General features: G+C 25.4%; 20 protein-coding genes. 2 read left to right on the top strand and 18 right to left on the bottom strand.

Annotated features, from left to right (window positions below; all coding sequences use genetic code 11):
- The 14 genes from EJJ37_RS04470 to EJJ37_RS04405 all read right to left on the bottom strand — a co-directional run.
- A partial coding sequence (locus tag EJJ37_RS04470) for a GDP-mannose 4,6-dehydratase (RefSeq protein WP_133014395.1) occupies nt 1-154 on the bottom strand: 154 nt, incomplete at its 3' end.
- 13 nt (nt 155-167) lie between these two features.
- Nucleotides 168-1037, bottom strand: a complete 870-nt coding sequence (rfbA, locus tag EJJ37_RS04465) for a glucose-1-phosphate thymidylyltransferase RfbA (protein WP_133014394.1) — start codon at nt 1035-1037, stop codon at nt 168-170.
- Between the two features lie 5 nt (nt 1038-1042).
- The gene (locus tag EJJ37_RS04460; RefSeq protein ID WP_133014393.1) at nt 1043-2122 is read right to left on the bottom strand and encodes a hypothetical protein; all 1080 of its coding nucleotides are present in this window, start codon (nt 2120-2122) and stop codon (nt 1043-1045) included.
- A gap of 41 nt (nt 2123-2163) precedes the next feature.
- Nucleotides 2164-3357, bottom strand: coding sequence for a hypothetical protein (locus EJJ37_RS04455; RefSeq protein ID WP_133014392.1), 1194 nt, complete (start codon nt 3355-3357; stop codon nt 2164-2166).
- Between the two features lie 34 nt (nt 3358-3391).
- A complete protein-coding gene (locus EJJ37_RS04450; protein WP_133014391.1) occupies nt 3392-4300 on the bottom strand; it encodes a glycosyltransferase family 2 protein in 909 nt (302 codons plus the stop codon).
- A 20-nt stretch (nt 4301-4320) separates the two neighbouring features.
- Nucleotides 4321-4851, bottom strand: coding sequence for a serine O-acetyltransferase (locus tag EJJ37_RS04445; protein ID WP_133014390.1), 531 nt, complete (start codon nt 4849-4851; stop codon nt 4321-4323).
- Between the two features lie 21 nt (nt 4852-4872).
- Nucleotides 4873-5955 (bottom strand): glycosyltransferase family 1 protein, encoded by a 1083-nt coding sequence (locus EJJ37_RS04440; protein ID WP_133014389.1) that lies wholly within the window; start codon nt 5953-5955, stop codon nt 4873-4875.
- Nucleotides 5956-5966: 11 nt separating this feature from the next.
- A complete protein-coding gene (gene pssE, locus EJJ37_RS04435) occupies nt 5967-6446 on the bottom strand; it encodes a PssE/Cps14G family polysaccharide biosynthesis glycosyltransferase (protein ID WP_133014388.1) in 480 nt (159 codons plus the stop codon).
- Nucleotides 6443-6901 (bottom strand): PssD/Cps14F family polysaccharide biosynthesis glycosyltransferase, encoded by a 459-nt coding sequence (gene pssD / locus EJJ37_RS04430; protein WP_133014387.1) that lies wholly within the window; start codon nt 6899-6901, stop codon nt 6443-6445. Before pssD ends, pssE begins: the two co-directional genes overlap by 4 nt.
- Nucleotides 6902-6931: 30 nt before the next feature.
- Nucleotides 6932-8098: a nucleotide sugar dehydrogenase gene (locus EJJ37_RS04425; protein WP_133014386.1), complete on the bottom strand. Its 1167-nt coding sequence runs from the start codon at nt 8096-8098 to the stop codon at nt 6932-6934.
- 71 nt (nt 8099-8169) lie between these two features.
- Nucleotides 8170-8820 carry a sugar transferase gene (locus EJJ37_RS04420; protein ID WP_133014385.1) on the bottom strand — a complete coding sequence of 217 codons (651 nt, stop codon included), beginning with the start codon at nt 8818-8820 and terminating at the stop codon, nt 8170-8172.
- A 108-nt stretch (nt 8821-8928) separates the two neighbouring features.
- Nucleotides 8929-9585, bottom strand: a complete 657-nt coding sequence (locus EJJ37_RS04415) for a CpsD/CapB family tyrosine-protein kinase (protein ID WP_133014384.1) — start codon at nt 9583-9585, stop codon at nt 8929-8931.
- A gap of 11 nt (nt 9586-9596) precedes the next feature.
- A complete protein-coding gene (locus EJJ37_RS04410) occupies nt 9597-10274 on the bottom strand; it encodes a YveK family protein (protein ID WP_133014398.1) in 678 nt (225 codons plus the stop codon).
- 185 nt (nt 10275-10459) lie between these two features.
- Entirely contained in the window at nt 10460-11155 is a 696-nt protein-coding gene (locus EJJ37_RS04405; protein ID WP_133014383.1) for a YveK family protein, read from the bottom strand.
- A 560-nt stretch (nt 11156-11715) separates the two neighbouring features.
- Between EJJ37_RS04405 and EJJ37_RS04400 the strand changes: the two genes are divergently transcribed.
- Entirely contained in the window at nt 11716-12357 is a 642-nt protein-coding gene (locus EJJ37_RS04400) for a sigma-70 family RNA polymerase sigma factor (protein WP_166484658.1), read from the top strand.
- A 147-nt stretch (nt 12358-12504) separates the two neighbouring features.
- Here the strand turns inward: EJJ37_RS04400 and EJJ37_RS04395 are convergent, their stop codons facing one another.
- The 4 genes from EJJ37_RS04395 to EJJ37_RS04380 form a co-directional block, all read right to left on the bottom strand.
- Complete coding sequence (locus tag EJJ37_RS04395) at nt 12505-13257, bottom strand: tyrosine-protein phosphatase (RefSeq protein ID WP_133014381.1); 753 nt, start codon at nt 13255-13257, stop codon at nt 12505-12507.
- A 298-nt stretch (nt 13258-13555) separates the two neighbouring features.
- The gene (locus EJJ37_RS04390) at nt 13556-15520 is read right to left on the bottom strand and encodes a sensor histidine kinase (protein ID WP_133014380.1); all 1965 of its coding nucleotides are present in this window, start codon (nt 15518-15520) and stop codon (nt 13556-13558) included.
- 359 nt (nt 15521-15879) lie between these two features.
- Nucleotides 15880-17475, bottom strand: a complete 1596-nt coding sequence (locus tag EJJ37_RS04385) for a peptide chain release factor 3 (protein ID WP_133014379.1) — start codon at nt 17473-17475, stop codon at nt 15880-15882.
- Nucleotides 17476-17659: 184 nt separating this feature from the next.
- A complete protein-coding gene (locus EJJ37_RS04380; RefSeq protein ID WP_133014378.1) occupies nt 17660-18565 on the bottom strand; it encodes an IS1 family transposase in 906 nt (301 codons plus the stop codon).
- A gap of 375 nt (nt 18566-18940) precedes the next feature.
- Between EJJ37_RS04380 and EJJ37_RS04375 the strand changes: the two genes are divergently transcribed.
- Nucleotides 18941-20968 (top strand): hypothetical protein, encoded by a 2028-nt coding sequence (locus EJJ37_RS04375; RefSeq protein ID WP_133014377.1) that lies wholly within the window; start codon nt 18941-18943, stop codon nt 20966-20968.
- Nucleotides 20969-21059 lie beyond the last annotated feature (91 nt).

Below are 21059 nucleotides of genomic sequence, written 5' to 3'. Positions count from 1 at the left end.
GATCATCTTGAATTGACTTTAAGTTTTCTAAGTTTCCTGCATAAGTTAACTTATCTAAATTAATTATTCTTATATCTTCATATTTTTTTAACATGTATAATACAAAGTTTGAGCCTATAAATCCAGCTCCACCAGTTACTAAGTAAGTTTTCATAGTTTGTCCACCTCTATATTTCCTCAATTATATCTATTAAATATTTTCCATACTCTGTTTTCATTAAAGGTCCAGCTAATTCCCTAACTTGTTCCTTTGAAATCCATCCTTGTCTATATGCAATCTCTTCTAAACAAGCTATGAATGTACCTTGAGTTGTTTGTACTGCTTCAACAAAATTAGATGCTTTTAACATTGATACGTGAGTTCCTGTATCAAGCCAAGCCATTCCTCTACCTAATAAGTCTACTTTTAAAGTTCCTTCTTCCATGTAAACTTTATTTAAATCAGTTATTTCTAATTCCCCTCTTGCTGATGGTTTTAGTGCCTTTGCTTTTTCTACTACTGAGTTATCATAGAAATAAAGACCTGGCACTGCATATTTTGATCTTGGTTTTTCTGGCTTTTCTTCTAATGAAGTTACTTTACCATCTGCATCAAATCCAACTACTCCAAAAGCTCTTGGATCTTGAACATAATATCCAAATACCATTGCTCCTTTTTCTAATTGTGCTGCTTCTTTTAAATGAGAACTAAAGTTTTGACCATAGAATATATTATCACCTAATATCATTGCTACATTATCATTACCAACGAATTCTTCACCGATTATAAATGCTTCTGCTAATCCATTCGGTTGCTCTTGAATTGCGTATTCAATGTTTAGACCATATTCTGAACCATCTTTAAATAATTCCTTAAAATTAACTATATCTCTAGGCGTTGATATTATTAAAATATCTCTTATACCAGCTAACATTAACACTGACATTGGATAGTAAATCATTGGCTTATCATATATTGGAACCATTTGTTTTGACATTGCCTTTGTTACTGGATAAAGTCTTGTTCCTGATCCACCTGCTAAAATAATACCTTTCATAACTCTTACCTCTCATTATTCTTTGAAAATATAACCTCTATATTTTTACTAAATAAATTCTTTTGTTCATATACTTTTTTCCTATAACACTCAAATTCATTAACATATTCCTTGTAATTATATATTAATTTAATAATTGTTTCATATACTAAATTAATATCTACTGTATCTAAATCAAATTTAAATTTATCCGGTATTAATATATCCTTTTTATTTTTTGCACTGCCTAAATTAGATGTAATTATATTACAAAATGAAACAACAGCTTCCCTCGGAATTCTTTCTGGTCCTGGAAAATATCCAAAGTCCATATATACCTTTGACTGTTCTAATAAATTTTCTACTTGTTCTAATGACATATTTTGAATTGCTACAAATTCAATTTCAGGATTTCTACTATTAACATATTCTATCAATATTTGAGAAAATTCCTTACCTTTTTTTGGATTATATGCAACTATATTCTTTTTATTTTTTATAATATTAATATCTTTTATATATTTATCATCAATAGGACCACAGAGATATTCCATATTTTCTTCTTTTATTCCATGATTAATTAAAAATTTTCTTCCATATTCGCTATTATACATATGAAAATATTTATTTTTATCTTTCCCATTTATAATATCAAACATCTTAAATTTTTTATATTTAATTGTTTTATATACAGATAAAATATTATGAATACTTTTTCCTAATACATTATCAATATTTACCTTTTTAAATATTGGAGACCACTTTGCTAACTCTCTTCCACTGCTTTTCCAGTAAAAATCTACAGATAACCACCAAATGCTTTTTCTTATATTTTTATATCTGTAAATAATTTCTGTATTAGTTTCAGGTACAACCAACACATTATCTTCACTATCTTCTATTATTTTTGCTATTTTCACGTTATATTTTTTAAATTTTTCTGGTAATTCTTCTTTTTCTTTATTTTTAAAATTTATATAATATATATATGCATCATAACCCTTATTTCTTAATTTATCCACTAATTGATGCAATGTCTCAGGTCCTCCTGAAATATATTTGTAAGGACATGCTATATATACTTTTGTATTTTTTTTTATATTCATTATTAACTCCTTTTATTTTATTTACTTACTTAAAATTCAAACTAACTTTTATCATAAATAAATAAAAAATATATTATCCAAGAAATATAACTAAAAAAGAATTGTGGATATAAAAACGCAGTTTCAAATATTGAGTGATATAAATTAGTTGCCAATATACTAGTAACAATAACTTTTTCTGCCAAATCATGTTTCTTATCAAATATTATTGATATTATCAAATATATTAATAATATCATAGAAAATATAAATCCTATTATTCCAAGAGATACAAATGTATACAAATACCAATTATCAACAAAAGTAGTATTAAAAATATATCTACTAGTATTAAAAAATCCAGGTTGAATATATCCCAGACCAAATAGCTCTTTTTCATTTTCAAAAACAGCAGGAATGTTTACTATAAAGTTAGACATCCTATTACTATTATACAACAATTCATTTATATCTATAATATTTAAAGCTATAATTAGGCATATTATTAATATTACATAAAAACCTACTTTAAAACTTTTATTTAAATAAATTTCATTAAATTTTGTAAAAAACTTATTATAAAATAATAAAAATATTGCAACTACAAAAAAAACTGCTAAACATGTTATTGAATTTCTAGAAGATGTTGAAATCAATATTAGTAAAATAATAATATCACTAAATATAATTAAAATTATTCTTTTTAGCCTATTTAATTTTAATAGATATATCGATAAAATTATCGTTGCCATACACAATGATCCTGTTGCATTAGGATGATATAATCCAAATGCATTTCTATATCTTAATTCATAGCTGAAAACATTTTTTATATTTAATATCCCTTCAAAATTATCAAAATTCATTATATAAATACTAATTAGAAATATTGTTAATATAATATATGTTGACTTAATAAAAAAAGCTTTCTCCTTATTTATATATATAAACATAGCTGTAAAATATATATTAAACATGAATATTAACATACGAATAGTGTTCGAAAATATTTCTTGAATCAAAGATCCATCATTAAAAATAAGTGGGTATATTCCAAATAGAATAATCATAAATATAAACATATTGCTTATTTTTTTATTATATATAATATTTTTTTTATCAAAAATAAAATATATCATTATAATAAATAAATTTAATGTAAATATCGAATTAAATGGCAAATTTATATTTTGAATATATCTTACTAAATATAATATACATGTAATAACATATGATATTTTTACTATACTCTTCAAAATTTTTCTCCTTGAATTTACTTAAAATCACCTATTATGCTAAACCAAAGAAAATCCTAATTTTAAATGATAAATTGCTCTTTCTTTTTTTAGTATTAGCCATTGGAGTCATTATAAGCTTTAATCTATTTTTTATATTTAATTTATAATTTTTAAAAATTGTTAATATTTCTCTATCTTTATTACTAATTACATCATTAGTTTTATCCAGAATTTCAGCAGCATATTCATTTAATGATACTCCATCTCTTTTTATCCATAATCTATAAAACTGCTTTAATCTTTTTAATATTCCATTTTTTCTTGCCATAACGTTATTATCATGTTGTCTATATAACATACTTGGATTATTATCATAAACAACATGTCCTAATAATAAACATAAAATTATCATTGTTTTATCATGCATAGGAGATTTCCTGATTTTTGTATCTCTAAATAACTGCATTGCCTTTTTATTAAATACCATGGTACAACCTAAAGCTGGATTACATGCCATTACTTTTGGTAATTCTAAATCAACATTTTTTTCATGAACATTTCTTCCTACTGGAATTCCATTTTCATCTGCAATTTGAGCATTTGAAAAATACAAAGTTGGTTTACTATTATCATATCTTTTTAAATATTCTATTGCTTTTTCAATCTTATTATTATTCCATATATCATCTTGATCTGCAAAAGCATAATACTCAGAATTTGGTGCTTCTGAAATAAGACTACTAAAACTATTTGTTACTCCAACATTCTCTCCAGTAATTAATGTTAAAGATAAATCATTTTTCCATCTTTCTATTATATTAACTGTATTATCCTTTGACCCATCATCTCTAATAACTACATGAATATCATCAATAATTGTTTGACTTTTAATACTTCTTAATTGATCTTCAATATATTTTTCTCCATTATATGTAGATAATAAAATAGTTATCTTTTTCATAACATTTAATGCCCCCTCTTCTACTTAATAATTAAATCTTGCTTTTTAAATACAACCTTGTTACTCTCAATGTCTTTAGTAATTACTGTACATGCTCCTATAGTACAATTATCTCCTATTATTACAGGTCCATAAATACATGCATTAGAATATATAATAACATTTTTCCCAATTATCGGTTGAACAAATTCTTGCCCATTCTCTACTCTTACTTTATCATTATTTCCTCCTAATGTTACACCTTGATAAATTTTCATAGGACCATTTGATTTTACTGCCGCTCCTATAACTATTCCTACTCCATGTATTATTACTAATCCACCTGCTAATTCAGATCTAAAATCAATATCTACGCTATAAATTACTTTCATTATAAATTTAATTATTTGAGATATAAAAGATAATTTTATTTTATAAAATGCATGCGCTATTCTATAAAGTACTACACAATGAAAATTAGTATTAAAAATCATATTTTTAAAAATACTCTTTTTCCCTTTAGAACAAGCTAATAAATCTTCCTTTATCTTACCTAAGCCTGTATTCTTCATTTTAATATCTCCCTAAACTATTTATATATTTTTTAAATACATATCTTCTAATTTTTTCACTTCATTTTTTATATTAAATTGAGAATTATCCATTACATCTATAATATCTTCTCTATTGTATACTTTATTACATTTCAAAACTTCATTTTTCCAAACATTAATATCATCTTCTAAACTTAAATATTTTATTTTATCTGTTATCCCACACTCCTTAGTAATATTATCGGAAACAATACTTTTTAAACCAGCTACCTGTGTCTCTATCAATACAACTGGTAATCCTTCAAATCTTGATGGAAAAACAAACAAATCCATAGCTTGTATTAATTTATCTGTATCATTCCTTTTTCCTAATAATACTACCACTTTCTCTAATTTTAAATTCTTTATTTTTTCTTCAATACTAGCCCTTAGAATTCCATCTCCAATTAATAATAATCTGGCATTAGAATTCATAGTATAAACTTCTTTGAATATTTCTAATAAATATTCATGGTTTTTTTGATAAGAAAAATGTCCTATATGTCCTATAACAAAATTATTACTTAAGTTTAATTTATCTCTATATTCTTTTCTTATCTCATTATTAAATTTAAACTTCTGAATATCTACTCCATTGTTTATTATCGTATACTCCTTATTAAAAAGCCAATCTCCAGCTAATTTAGAGCATGCTATTGGATGAGTTGTTTCTTTATTTAATTTATTTTTTAAAATTTTATGTATGAATTTATGTTTACAAGTGCTATTATGGCTATGAGCTATTCTAATAGGAACTCCCAATTTTTTAGCTAAATGAATATCTAAGAATAAAGTTCCACTATTCCCATGAGCATGTACAATTTTATAACCATTAATTCTAATTATTTTTCTTAATTCTAATAAATATTTTAAAGTTTGTCTTTTCCTTGAAGGTAATTGATATATTTTCCCACCAAAACTTTTTATTTCTTTAGCTATATCCTCATTAATTTTTTCTCCAATAATAAAATCAAATTGAATTTTATCTCTATCAATATTTCTATAATAATTCATTATCACACTTGTTATTCCATTAAACCCCAAATCCGTTGTAGCTATAACTAAAACTCTTATTTCATCCATATCTTACTCCACTATTTATTTTCAATAAAATCTACAATACTAGCTATTATTTGATTAGTATTAGATTTATATTTCTTAAATGACTTTTTTTCTATCTCATCTATTTCAACTTGTAAATTCTCAATATAATCTAAACCTGCTATCAAATTCATTTCTTTAAATTGATCTATTATTTGCAATTGATGATCATCAACATGCTCTCCATACTTAGCCAATCTTGGAACTGCAATAACCTTTTTTCCTTGTTTAACAGCTCCAATAATAGCCCCTGTGCCTCCATGAGTAATAACCTTATCACACTTTCCCATTATATCTACAAATTCAGCTCTATCTAAAAAACTTTTGTAACTATAATTTTTAGGCTCATAATCACTATATCCTATTTGGGCAAACACTTTTTCTGTAATTTTTCCACATTCAATTAATCTATCTATCTCTTTTAATAATCTATTAAATTGAAATTTTTGAGATCCTAAAGTTACAAAAATCAATATATTCCCCCCTTAAATATAGAATCTGGATAATGCTCTTTCATTTGTTCCCATTGAATATAAAATTGATCTGCAAATTTATATACTAATTTACCAGTTAATGTTGGAGATGTTACTTTTGCAAAAGATTCAATAAATATAATTTTCTTTCTAAAAATTTTTGATAATAAACACATGGGAATTGTTGCTAAGGCCCCCGTCGAGATAACAACATCTGGCCTTTCTTTTATAAAAATTTTTAAACTCTTAAATGTATTTTCTATCATCTTAAATATAAAAACTTTCTCATTTCTATTTACTTGCTTAAGATAATATATTCTTTCATCACTTTTTATTACAGAATAGCTAGTTTTTTCCGTCACAATAAAACCATCATATTTATCCATAAGAGGATTTAACATCATTAACTGTTCAAAATGACCTCCACTTGAAGCAATAAAACAAATCTTCTTCATTTCAATTTTCCTCTTTATTTTATATATTTATTAGTCTCTATTAAATAAATCTCTAGTATAAACTTTCTCTTCTACATCAAATAATTCATCTGCTAATCTATTAGAAACAATAACATCACTAATTTTCTTAAATTCATCTAAATCTCTAATAACTCTAGAATTAAAGAAACTTTCTTCCTTAAGAACTGGTTCATAAACTACAACTTCAATCCCCTTAGCCTTAATTCTTTTCATTATTCCTTGAATAGAAGAAGCTCTAAAATTATCAGAATCGGTTTTCATAGTTAATCTATAAATACCCACAGTCTTAGGATTTTTCTTAATTATTTGTTCAGCAATAAAATCCTTTCGAGTTCTATTAGCTTCAACTATAGCTCCAATAATTTCATTAGGAACATCTTCATAATTAGCTCTTAATTGCTTAGTATCCTTAGGTAAACAGTATCCACCATATCCAAATGATGGATTGTTATAATGACTTCCTATTCTTGGATCAAGTCCAACACCCTCAATAATTTGCTTAGTATTTAATCCCTTCATTTCGGCATAAGTATCTAATTCATTGAAATAAGCCACTCTTAAAGCTAAATAAGTATTAGAAAAAAGCTTAACTGCTTCTGCTTCAGTACTATCGGTAAATAATACTGGAATATCTTCCTTAATAGCTCCTTCTTTTAAAAGATTAGCAAACTTTTCTGCCCTTTCACTTTGTTCACCAACAATAATTCTTGAAGGATGAAGATTATCATATAAAGCTCTGCCTTCTCTTAAAAACTCTGGAGAGAAAATTATATTATCACATTCAAACATTTCTTTTACTCTCTTTGTATATCCAACTGGAACTGTAGATTTAATTACCATAGTTGCTTCTGGATTAATAGATAATACATTTGCAATTACAGCTTCAACACTTCTTGTATTAAAGTAGTTCATTTCCGGATCGTAATTAGTAGGTGTTGAAATTATTACAAATTCAGCATCTCTATATGCTTTATATGCATCTGTTGTTGCTACTAAATTTAACTCTTTATTAGCTAAATAATCTTCTATTTCTTTATCAACTATTGGAGATACTCTATCATTAATCATATCTACCTTTTCTTGAATAATATCTACTGCAACAACTTCATTGTGTTGAGCTAATAAAACTGCATTAGATAATCCTACATATCCTGTACCCGCTACTGCTATTTTCATTTTTCATTCCCCTTTACTAAAAATTCTATAAATTAAAATTATTGTTTATTCTATTTATTAAACTTAAATTACTAATGAGCATTCTTGTCACCAAATAGTACCCCTACTGTTTTAAATATTAATTTAATGTCAATCCAAATATTTCTCTCATCAACATATCTAATATCGAGCTTCATCCAATCTTCAAAGTCAATATTATTTCTTCCACTAACTTGCCAATAACAAGTAAGACCTGGCTTAACTTCTAGTCTCCTATGCATCCATTCATCAAACTGAGCAACTTCCTTAGGCAAACTTGGTCTAAGTCCAACTAAACTCATATCACCTTTAAGAACATTCCAAAGTTGAGGTAGCTCATCAATTGAAGTTTTTCTAATGAACTTTCCAACCTTAGTAACTCTAGGATCATCTTTCATCTTAAACATAGGTCCAGACATTTCATTTTGAGCAGCTAACTTTTCTTTAAGCTCCTCGGCATTAACTACCATAGATCTGAACTTATACATATTAAATTCTTTACCATTTTTTCCAACTCTCTTTTGTGAGAAAAATACTGGCCCTTTAGAAGTAGTCTTAATAATAATTGCAATAATAATAAATAAAGGACTCAGTACTAATACTCCCATAAAAGAACAAACAACATCAATTAATCTTTTAATAGCCTCATAAAGGCTAAACTCCATAGAAGATTCCTTTTCAAATCCTAATTGTTTACCCTCCATACATATCCCCCCCCTAATCTTTATCTATTTATTAAAAACCCCTTTATATAGTTATGAGTTATTGTTTTAAATCATATAATATAATCCTAACTTATATTTTTAAAGTTTTTACTTTTCGTCTCCGTAATAGTAGTAATATTTATTTCTACTATTATCAACAGCATGAAGTACTGTTCCTATAATATTTGCATTAACTTTTTTTAATGCAGATATAGAATTTTGAACATCATCTTTTTTAGTAACACCTGCTCTAACAACAAATAAAGTTCCATCAACCTTAGTAGAAAGTATTTGTGAGTCTGCAACAGCTTGTACTGGAGGTGTATCTAAAACTATATAATCAAAATGCTCTTTCATTTCTTCTAAGAATAAAGTCATAGACTTAGATGCTAACATTTCAGCAGGATTTGGTGGTATTTTACCAGCAGTTATAATATATAAATTTTTCTTATAATTATGAGCAACATCCATAACCTTTTGCTTTTGAAGTAGCACATCAGAAAGGCCATAAGTATTAGTTACTCTAAAACTCTTATGCACAGATGGCTTTCTCATATCACAATCTACAAGAAGAACTCTTGCTTCACCCTCTGCTAAAGTTAAAGCTAAATTACCTGCAGTAGTAGACTTACCCTCTCCTGGATTTGCACTAGTTACTACAATAGTTTTATACTCTTTATCAAATGAAGAATATTGAATATTAGTTCTTAAGCTTCTATAAGCTTCTGCTGCTATTGATTTTGGATTTTTTTCAACTACAAACATCTTTTTACCTCCTATACCATATCAATATCTGGAATTGTTCCAAGCACTGGTATACCCAATTCTTTTTCAAGTTGTTCTTTATTCTTATAAGTGTTATCTAAATATTCAAGTAAGAAAACTAATCCCACACTTACCATAAGACCTAATAAAAATGCTATTAATATATTCATCTTTTTATTTGGACTTACTGGATCTTCTGGAAGCTGTACTTCTTCAATAATTTTTACATTTCCATTAGGAACTAACTCCTTAGATGTTGTAATAAACTCTTGTGTTACACTTGTTAAGACCTCTTTAGCTTCTTTTGGGTCTTTACTTTGATACTTTATTTGAAGAATTTGAGTATCAGTAACAGGAGTAACAGTTAAAGACTCTATTACATTTTTTTCTTCTAAATCATAATATAAATTATTAATAGCTCTTCCAACTAAATCTCTAGTTTTTATAGCTTGAGCATAAGTTTGTAATAACTTTTGATACATTTGAATATCGTTAGTATTGTAAGCTGTTTCATCACTTTCTTCTTTACCTATAAATAACTTAGTACTTGCTTCATATACAGGATCAATTACAAAAAAACTTACAAGTCCTGATATTAATGTAGCTGCTAATGTAATTGCAACTATCATAATCCAACGCTTCTTTAAAGCTTCAAAAATTTCCGACAAACTTATTACTTGTTCTTCCATTTCATTCATTATTTAAACACTCCTTCTAATAGTGATAATTTTTAAGTTGAAAGTAATAAATTATGTATTATACTTACTTCCAGCTAATACTTATATCTATCACATATTTTTAATCTTTTTGTTTTATTTATTAAGAAATTGCAAGGCACTTCCTATTATAACTATTAAATATTAAATATTAAATATTAAATATTTTCTATATCTGGAATAGCAGCAATAACGGCTAGTCCTAGTTCTTTTTCAAGGGATTCTTTACTTTTAAATGTATTATTAAAATACATCATCATGACTACTCCCCCTATACTAACTATTAAGCCACATATAAATGCTATACCCATAATCATTATCTTTTTACTTATTAAATTACCATTACTTACATTAACTTGTTCTAAAACTTTTATATTAACTGTTGGATACAGTTCTTTTGAATATGCTATAAGATTTTCAGTCATTGAATAAAGTAAGTTATAGCTTTGTTGTGGATTTTTACTACTATATTTCAATTCAATTATTTGAGTATTAGTTATTGGATTTACTGTTAAATCTCCAATAACTGATTCATATTCAATCTTTCCATTTACTTCTCTTAATGAATTTATTTTAGATTCATTAATTGATTTATTAATAAGCTTTTTACTTTTAATAACTTCTGAATATGTAGTAATTAAACGTTGATATAAAGTAATTTCTTCATTATTATAGCTTTCCATTGTATTTTGGAATTTTTGCTTTCCTATAAATACTTTTACTGTAGCTTCATAATCTTGTTTCATAAAAAATGTTGTATATATGCTTGCTATAAGAATAAAACTTAAGGTTATGATAGCTATATTTCTACATTTTTTTCTAATTTCATTTAGATATTCTAAAATATTTATCATTTATCCACCTACAATCCATTTTACGCTATTTTTTTTAATAATTAGTAACTGTATGACAAAAAATTTTTCTTTCGACTTTTATATAAATTTTTATATACAAATTACATCTTTTTTCTATATTTTTAAATTCTTAAAATTATCTTAATTTTGTCCGAAAGCTATTATATCATAAAAAAAAAACACGTAAAAGGGCGCTGATATATTATATTTTTAGCAGGTAAACGTTTTATTTTTCTTGTTTGTTTTATTTTGTAAAAAAATATATTTTTAATTTTTATTTTAATTCTTATTTAATATTTTTTTTAATTTTTTTTAATTTTTATTTAATATATATTCTTAATATTTTAACTAGATAATTTTTATTGTCGAAAGTTGTTGTATATTTTTTTTACTATTTTTTAATTATAAAAAAAATTCTATATTTATTTATGTTTTTATATTCCATTTTTTTGAATTTATGTTATAATAAACATATGTTCTAGAATGTATGTTCGCTTTCTTTCCACTTCATTTACTTTTTATTTTTCTATTGTAGTAATTAAAAAAAAGGGGGGCTTATTTTGAAGTCTTTATGTTTAGAAATTAAAGAAAATAGTAATTCTAAAGAAAAAATAGTTAATACAACCTCTGATTCTAATTTTTTATTTAATACATTATGTAAAGCTAAAAATCATAATAAAGATGCTATTCTTTTTTTTATTGAAAAATATCAACCACTTATAAAAAAATATGCCTTTAAGTATAAATTAAAAAACTTTGATAAAGATGACTTAATTCAAACTGGAAATATTTCTGTTATTACAGCTATTAATAAATATGATTTATCTAAAGGCGGTGAATCTATAGATTCTTATATTATTAATTCTATTAAAAATGGCTTTAGAAACTTAGCTCGTAATCAAATTAAATATAATGATGAATCTAGCCTTAATATTCCTACAGATGAAGATAATGAAATCGAAGATTTAATTAGTGATTCTTTTAATTTAGAAGATCATATTATTAACTCTAGTATGAATGATCTATTGAAAAATCTCCTAAAAACTCTTTCTTCCGATGAATATGAACTAATTAAAATTGCTTATTTAACTCCTAATACCACTTTATATAGATACTGCATTGATCATAATTGGAATTATCCAAAGAAAAGACGTGAATTACTTTCTCTAATAGCTAAACTTCATGAATGTATTAAAGATTAAAATAAAAAGAATTACTTAATGAAGGTTAACTTTCCTTATATTAAGTAATTCTTATTTCAAAAACTTTAAATATATAATATCTTACTATAAATATACTATCCAATTAATTAAGAAATTCTATAAACTTATAAATTTTAAATATTTATTTTAGAAAATTCCTAAGAACTTCTTTTCTTTAACTAGAGTTCCTTTAAAATTTACATCTTCATTTTCAAGCATTAATCTTCCATTATTAATAAATGCTTTTCTTTGACTTCTTTCTAAAATACCTAATGCTTCTTTCATATCAGTATCTCTACCTCTATCTCTATGAGCATCAGAACCAATAAAACTATATATATTATTTTCTAAATATTTAGTTGCAGTTTTCTTAACATCTTTTCCAAAAGACCCTGTTAGACTTCCTGCATTTAACTGAAATAACATTCCTTCTTTTATAAGACTATTTATCATTGAAGGTTTTTTAATAAATGGTTTATATCTTTCTGGATGAGCTATTATTGGTGTAATTCCTCTTATTTGCAACTCATATATTGTATTTATTACTTCATCTATATTAAAGTCTAACATAGGAAATTCTATTAACATGTATTTTGTATTATTAATGGTTCCTATCATTTTATCATTATAATATTCTAATATGTTTTTACTATAATAAACTTCTTGACCTGCATATATATTAATATCTATATTATTTTCTCTTGATATTTCTCTTAATTCTTCCACTTTTTTAAGTACTTCATTATACTCAATTTCAAATCTTCCTCTCATAAAATGAGGTGTTGCAATTATATCTGTTGTTCCTGACTGTTCCGCCTTTTTTAGCATATTTATTGTCATTTCAATGCTTTTTGAACCATCATCTATTTCATTTATTATATGTGAATGTATATCTACCATAAACTTTCCCCCTATTTATATATATTACATATTATATAGTAGAAACTTATCTAATGGAAATGAAAATATAATGAAAATTTTCTAAACTTTGAATTTCATCATTTAATTTTTTATTAATAAAATAATTATAAAACTTATAACAAATTACAAGTAAGTATCATATTATGATTACAAATAACATTGTATTAGTTGCCCTCTTCATTAATTTCCTCCTTTTTTATATAAATATAAAAAAAACACAGAACTAATTCTATTAATTGTATTAGCTCTGTGTTTTTTAATTTATTTAATAATTTTATTAATCATATATATCTGATAATTCTAATTCTGTACTAGCTTTATTAAATTTATAAATTATCATTGGTGAATCTTCTATTAATACATTTGGTAATTTAACCTTGAAAATACTCCCCTTATTTAATACGCTATCTACTGATATGCTTCCATTATGTACCTCTATCATAGACTTAACTATATTTAGACCAATTCCACTTCCTTCATTTGATCTCTTCAACGAGCTGTCCACCCTTGAAAATCTATGAAATATTTTATCTTTTAACTCATATGGAATTCCTATCCCTGTATCTTCAAACACTATTTCTAATATATCATCTTTTAACATTAAATATACTTTAATACTTCCTTCTCTTTTAGTATATTTAATTGAATTTGATGCTAAATTTAGTACTATTTTTTCAATCATAGCAGGATCGCATTTTATAAAATGTTCCTCAATATTAGTATCAAACTCTATACTTATATTCTTAGATTGAGCAAATGGTATTGTTGACATTACTATATCTTCAACAATTGAAACTATTTCATAATTTCCGAACTCTGCTTTAAGCACTCCTGTATCTATCCTTGTTGAATCTACTATATTATTTATAAGCCTTAACATTCTCTTACTATTTAACTTTAATGAATCACTATACTTATCATAGGTTTCCTTAAATTCTTTTATTCCAATAGCTTTAGTCTTATCTAACAACTGTATTGTTGAATAAAAGATATTTAATGGTGTTTTTAATTCATGAGAAAGTGTTGATATAAATTCTGACTTTTTAACATCATTAATTTTATGAGCTTCTATTTCTGAGTGTAATTTAATAGTTTCAGACATATCAAAATAAGTAACTAATACTTGACTTTCATCTTTATCTGACTTTATTAACTGAATGGAACAATCTACGATTGAGTCTTTTTTCAAATTACTTACTATTCCTCTCCAATTTGATTTAGCTGAAAGCTCTTTTCTAATTATTTCTCTTTTTTCTTCTGGTAAGCTAATTTTTAATAATTCTCTTTTAAATTCCTCATTATTTATTTCATAATTATAATCTTCTCTTATTTTGTTATTCATAAATGATACATTACAATTTTTATCACAAATAAAAATATATGAATGTTTGTTATTATTGGCTAAATTATAAAACTTTCTTAATTCTTTATTTAAATATTCAGTTTCTTTATATAGTAAATATAGTTCTATCACAGAACCAATAATAACTATAAGAAATGATATGTATGTTATTAAAGCTGATGTTAACTTCATATTCCATGAATTATATCTTGCTCCATATATAATATATAATGCCTTAATAGCAACTAAAAATAGGCTTACACTAAAAGTACCTAATATAATCTTGCTTTCTTTTATACAAGTTGATAATAATTTTAATGCTACTATTACATATACAGTAAATATAAATAAATTATATGAAAAGAATATTACTTTACTAGCAAAAAACTCTCCTACAAACTCTCTCTTTTCTATTTCCCAACCCACAATACAATAAACAAATAAAAATATAAAGGATTGTAATTTATATCTATTTATTAGCTTATGTAATTTTGAATTTGGTTTAATAGCAGCAAAAAGTATAATTATAGTAAAAAAAGATGTTGATATACTTATATAATTGCTAACTCTAAATTTATTACTTAAAAATGTGTAATAATCAAATTGTCCTGTAACTGACGCCATTGAAAGTCCAACATATACTAATAATATTGTAAATACTATAGAATCTTTTGTTTTTTTGTATAGTATTAGACAACTAATTATTGAAATAATACCTATTAATCCATTTACTTGTCTAACAAACATTACAGAAGAATATATATAATCTTTTTCATTATAACTCATAAATATCCTTATTATAAAAATACTTATTAATATTATACCAATTGTGAAAATATACTTTAATATTTCCTTAGATTGTTTTCTTGCTATATCTTCCTCTAAAACTTGTTTATACATTATACCCTCCAAATTATACCTGATGCACTTTAATCTATATTATTTCCACGAACCATTATACCATATTTTTCTTGTTTATGTATTATATTGTATTATTTTGTAGTATTATTATATTTTTATTAAATTTTATAAGCAAAAATAAATTATTTTATAATATAAAAAAGCATATAGTAAAAAATTAATATACTCTACCTATAGCTATTAGTTTTATTATTTTAACTATTTTCTATAAATAAAGTATATTAGCTTGAATTTTACTACATGCTTTTTATTTAAATAATATAATATTTAATTCTAACTTATATAATTAACTTTTAATTCTTTTATCTTATTTTATCAAGTTTTTATATTTTAGTTAACTATTCATCATCCTTACCTACACCAGAAAGAACTAATCCTTTATTGTGGTCAAGAGCCCAGTTAATTCCCCAGTCATTTTGGAATATTATTAGATCTCTATCCTTAAAGTCTTTAACTTTCTTAGCATCAGATGTTAAATTTAATTTTTCAATATCTCCATCATAGCTTTCAATCCATCTTACATATCTAAATGCAAGTCTATCCATCTTAATATCAACATTGTATTCATTCTTAAGTCTATATTCAAGAACTTCGAATTGAAGTACCCCTACAACACCTACGATTATTTCTTCCATACCAACATGGTTTTCTTTGAATACTTGGATAGCACCTTCTTGAGCTATTTGAGTAACACCTTTAACGAATTGTTTTCTCTTCATAGTGTCAACTGGTCTAACTCTTGCAAAATGTTCAGGAGCGAATGTTGGGATTCCTTCGAATTTAAACTTTTTAGATGGTGAACATAAAGTATCTCCTATTGAGAATATTCCTGGATCGAATACCCCTATGATATCTCCTGCATATGCTTCTTCAACAATTTCTCTGTTTTCAGCCATGAATTGTTGTGGTTGAGCTAGCTTAAGTTTCTTTCCACCTTGCATGTGGAATACTTCTTCACCTTTAGTAAACTTACCTGAACAAATTCTCATGAAAGCAATTCTATCTCTATGAGCTTTGTTCATATTTGCTTGAATCTTAAATACAAATGCAGAGAATTTATCATCAAATGGATCTATTTCTCCAATATTTGAGTTTCTAGCAAGTGGTGATGTAGTCATTTGTAAGAAATGTTCTAGGAATGGCTCAACACCAAAGTTTGTTAAAGCTGATCCGAAGAATACTGGTGTTAATTCTCCTAATCTAACCTTTTCCATATCAAGTTCATCACCAGCAATATCAAGAAGTTCAATATCTTCCATTAACTTCTCATGTAGTGCTTCACCTAATATTTCTCTGAACTTTTCATCTTCAACAGAACCTTCAATAGCTTCAACTTCTGTAGAACCGTGATTTCCACCGTTAAATGCTATGATTCTTTGATTTTGTCTATCGTAAACACCTTTGAAATCTTTACCAGAACCTATTGGCCAATTCATTGGATATGTTTTGATTCCAAGTTCTGCTTCAATATCTTCTAATAATCCAAATGGATCTTGAGCTTCTCTATCCATCTTATTGATGAATGTGAAGATTGGCATTTCTCTTAATGAACAAACGTGGAATAACTTTCTTGTTTGATCTTCCACCCCTTTAGCAGCGTCAACTACCATTACAGCAGAGTCAGCAGCCATAAGTGTTCTATATGTATCTTCTGAGAAGTCTTGGTGTCCTGGAGTATCTAGGATGTTTATACAGTGTCCTGCATAGTTAAATTGCATAACTGATGAAGTAACAGAAATACCTCTTTGCTTTTCTATTTCCATCCAGTCTGAAACAGCATGTGTTGATGCTTTTCTTGCTTTTACTGAACCTGCAAGTCTTATTGCTCCTCCGTATAATAGGAACTTTTCTGTTAATGTTGTTTTACCAGCATCAGGGTGAGAAATAATTGCAAAGGTCCTTCTCTTTTTAATCTCATTTATGTAATCAGCCAATGTTATGTCCTCCTAAAACTATTTATATATGAATTAAATTTATTTCTTTTATTATTGAAATTCCACTGCTTTTAGTCGTTGAGTAACTGCTCTAACGAAATTAAAATTTGGAGTCTCAGTTAACTTAATTATTATATACTTTTTTCTTTAATAATACAAGAATTCCCCTAAGTAAGGATACTCATTACTCTAACTTTTTTGCCTTAATATTATTCCATGATATATATGTAGTTATTTTTATTTTCAAATCTATTTGTAATTTAATTTTTTCTTCTTTATTTAAGCCTTTCTTATATTCAAAATTTTTCTTATACTCATAAGCCCTCCAACTTAAATAATGATCCATATATTTAGTTGCAACCCCTCTAAATTTTTTCAACCATCTTTTTATATTAATAGAGTAACTTGCATCAATTGGAGTTATCTCAGCTCTTCTAATTCTAATTTTATTTTTTTCATTATGCTTATCAGAAAAAGCTTGAAGTCTTCCATCTAAGAAAGCCACAGCGATAGCTTTCTTATCAATTCTTGGCTCTATATTTTCCTTTAGCTCTCTAAATCCTAAATGATTTCTAGCAGCTATTATAGATATAATATCAATAGATTTATTCATTGCATTTACTATTGAAATTTTATCCTTCTTTTTATTTTTACTATCTCTATCACCCTTAAAATTTTCTAGCAAAACTACTCTTGTTAATTCTGCATAATCACATAACTTCTCTACATAATTTACTTCCTTTAAATTATATAAAAATCTATGTCTCCAGAAAAATGATGTTACTATACTTATATTAAGAATCTCTGCACATTGTCTAATTGTTAATCCCTTTTCATATAATTCCTTATACTTTTGATAATTTTGTTTAAACTTTTTTGAATATCTAAATGGACTTTCAGTTTGCTTTGTAAATGTTCTTTCACATTTATTGTTTTTGCATTTATATCTTTGTATCCCCTTATATGAACCGTACTTTATTACCTCTTCACTTTTGCAATGAGGACATTTTATACTTTTCTTTGAATCATATATCTTTTTCTTAAATACTTTTAATCTATATTCTCTACTATTATTAAATTTATTGCTCATAAATAATCACCAGTTGTGATTATTAACGTATTTCTTTAACTTTAATCATTAAATTCTATTATTATTAACACAAACTTTCATTATATATATTTACTCATATATCTATTCTGTTATATAAAAATGTTTTTACCAACATTTTTATATAACAGAATGTCTATAGTATTTAAAACGTATGTTATACATTAAATATTAAAATTATTAATAAAAAATGTATCTTAATATTATATGCATCACTCATCACTCTATTTAATTTATTAAAAATAATTATTAGCAATATACTTAAACAAATTACTAATGAAAAGAATATTATATTATAACAACAGCTTTTATAAGCTAAAATAACTCAAATTTTTTTATGTAAAGTAGGAGAATAAAATGAATAACAAAAGCACTGAAAAGTATAAAGAATCTATAAAAACTAAAGACTTTATAATACAAAAACTATCAAATCCAACTAAAGGTGAAAAAGAAGCAGATGGTTTTAATTCTACTGTTGACAGACGCAATGGATACGCTTGGGCTATGGCAGAATCTAAAAATTATATTTATATAGGAAGTAATAGAAATATAATTTTTTCCCTTATTAAAAGTATTTTTATATTAGGTAATTTTGCTGAAACTATTACTGACCTTATCTTTGAAGATGATGTCTCCACTGAAACCTTAGATAATTCTGCTGAAATATTTAGATATAATAAATTAACCCAAAAAATTGAACAAGTTTATAAGTCTGAGCTTACACTAGAGGGTGGCTTTTATGAATCTGGATATATAAGTGCAGTATCATTTAAACCATATAATGAAGATAATGAAAGTATCTATATTGGAGCTTTTGGAAATAATTATACTAGAATATTGAAATTTAAAGAAAATTATGTTATTGATGTTGACAAACCTGAAGTTGTGTTTATTGATAATACAGGTAAATCAAGTGTGGGAGCTATGGAAGTTCACGAAGCAAAATTATACTTTGGATTGATGATTACTGATACTGATTTAAGAATTATGGAAAGTGCTGCTCCCAGTAAAAATACCTGGAATATTGTTGCCGATCTAAATGATTTTAATAATATTCCTAATGTAGATATTGGTTCTGGTAGGTCCGGTGGTATATTTGATTTAATTAGCTATAATGGTTATTTATATGCAATAATCGGTTCTGGAAATAAACCCATTAATGAATCTGGATTTTTAATATTTAAAGGAAAATATATAGGTTTAATGGCTAAAGAATCAAATCGTTATGGTTGGAAATGGGATATGATTGTTGGACCTAATGGTAAATATGAAGCTGGTATGGGTATTAATTCTTATGCTATAGCTACACCATTTAAATATAAAGCTTCTGATGGTAAAGAATATGTCTATGTTGGAACTTTTTCAAATGTAATTCAATCACTACAAAAATTAATATCTTTTGATTTTAGCTATTTGTATGAGAATTTTGTTAAACCTACTCAGCTTTATAGATTTGATGAAAATGATAATTGGGAAATGGTTATAGGTACTCCAAGTAAGAATGAACCATTACAAACTAGAATAGGTAATTATAAAGCTGGATTCGTTCCTGATAATTCTGGAATAAATTATTCTTCTAATCATTATATTTGGAGAATGGCTGAATATAATGGAAAGCTTTTTTTAGGAACTTTTGATTCATCATCATTCTATGATTATTTAATTCCTAAAAATATTCCTGATTATATAGATAGCTTTGAAGGTATATTAATGATATTATTAAACTTTTTATCCCTTATTAATGTTATTAAATCTGAAGATATTAAAACCATATTACAGCTATTTAATGACTATGAATACCTTGATGATAAATATATTAATAATTATGATTATATTTCCTTATCATACCCTTCTTTATACCTCAATAAAATAAAGACAAATGATTATATAGAGCAAGTAGTGAAAAATATAGATATAAATTATAATTTAAATATACTAAATTCTTTAAATACTCTTGCAAAAAAAATACCAACTTCTATATCATCAGATAATTATAAGTATCTTGAGGCGATATATATTTATTTCTCTTCTCAATTTGGAGAATCAGCTATAGAAAATATAAAAAATACTATTTATAAACTAAACAATAATAAAAAACAGTTAAAGCTATTGCTATTTAAAATTAAGGAACTATTCACTTCAAAAGAATTCTTAACTCAACTTTATTATATGAAATCAATACGAAAAATGATTGATACATCTATAAAAGGGGCTGATCTATATTTCTCTGAAGATGGTGTTAATTTCAATAAAATTAATGTTAATGGCTTTAATGATAAATATAATTACGGCCTTAGAACTTTTGTATCAAGTACTGATGGACTTTATATAGGTACATCTAATCCATTCTACGGGGGACAGCTCTGGAAATTAAACGAAATATAATTTCATTTTCTTTTTCATCTTGACTTACTAGGATAATGTCTATATTAAATATTAAAGCCGTCTACAAGGTTAATTCGTTTATTAAATTTAC

This window comes from Clostridium cuniculi (assembly GCF_004353185.1).
Lineage (GTDB): Bacteria > Bacillota > Clostridia > Clostridiales > Clostridiaceae > Clostridium > Clostridium cuniculi.
This window is presented reverse-complemented; position numbering and strand designations above follow the sequence as displayed.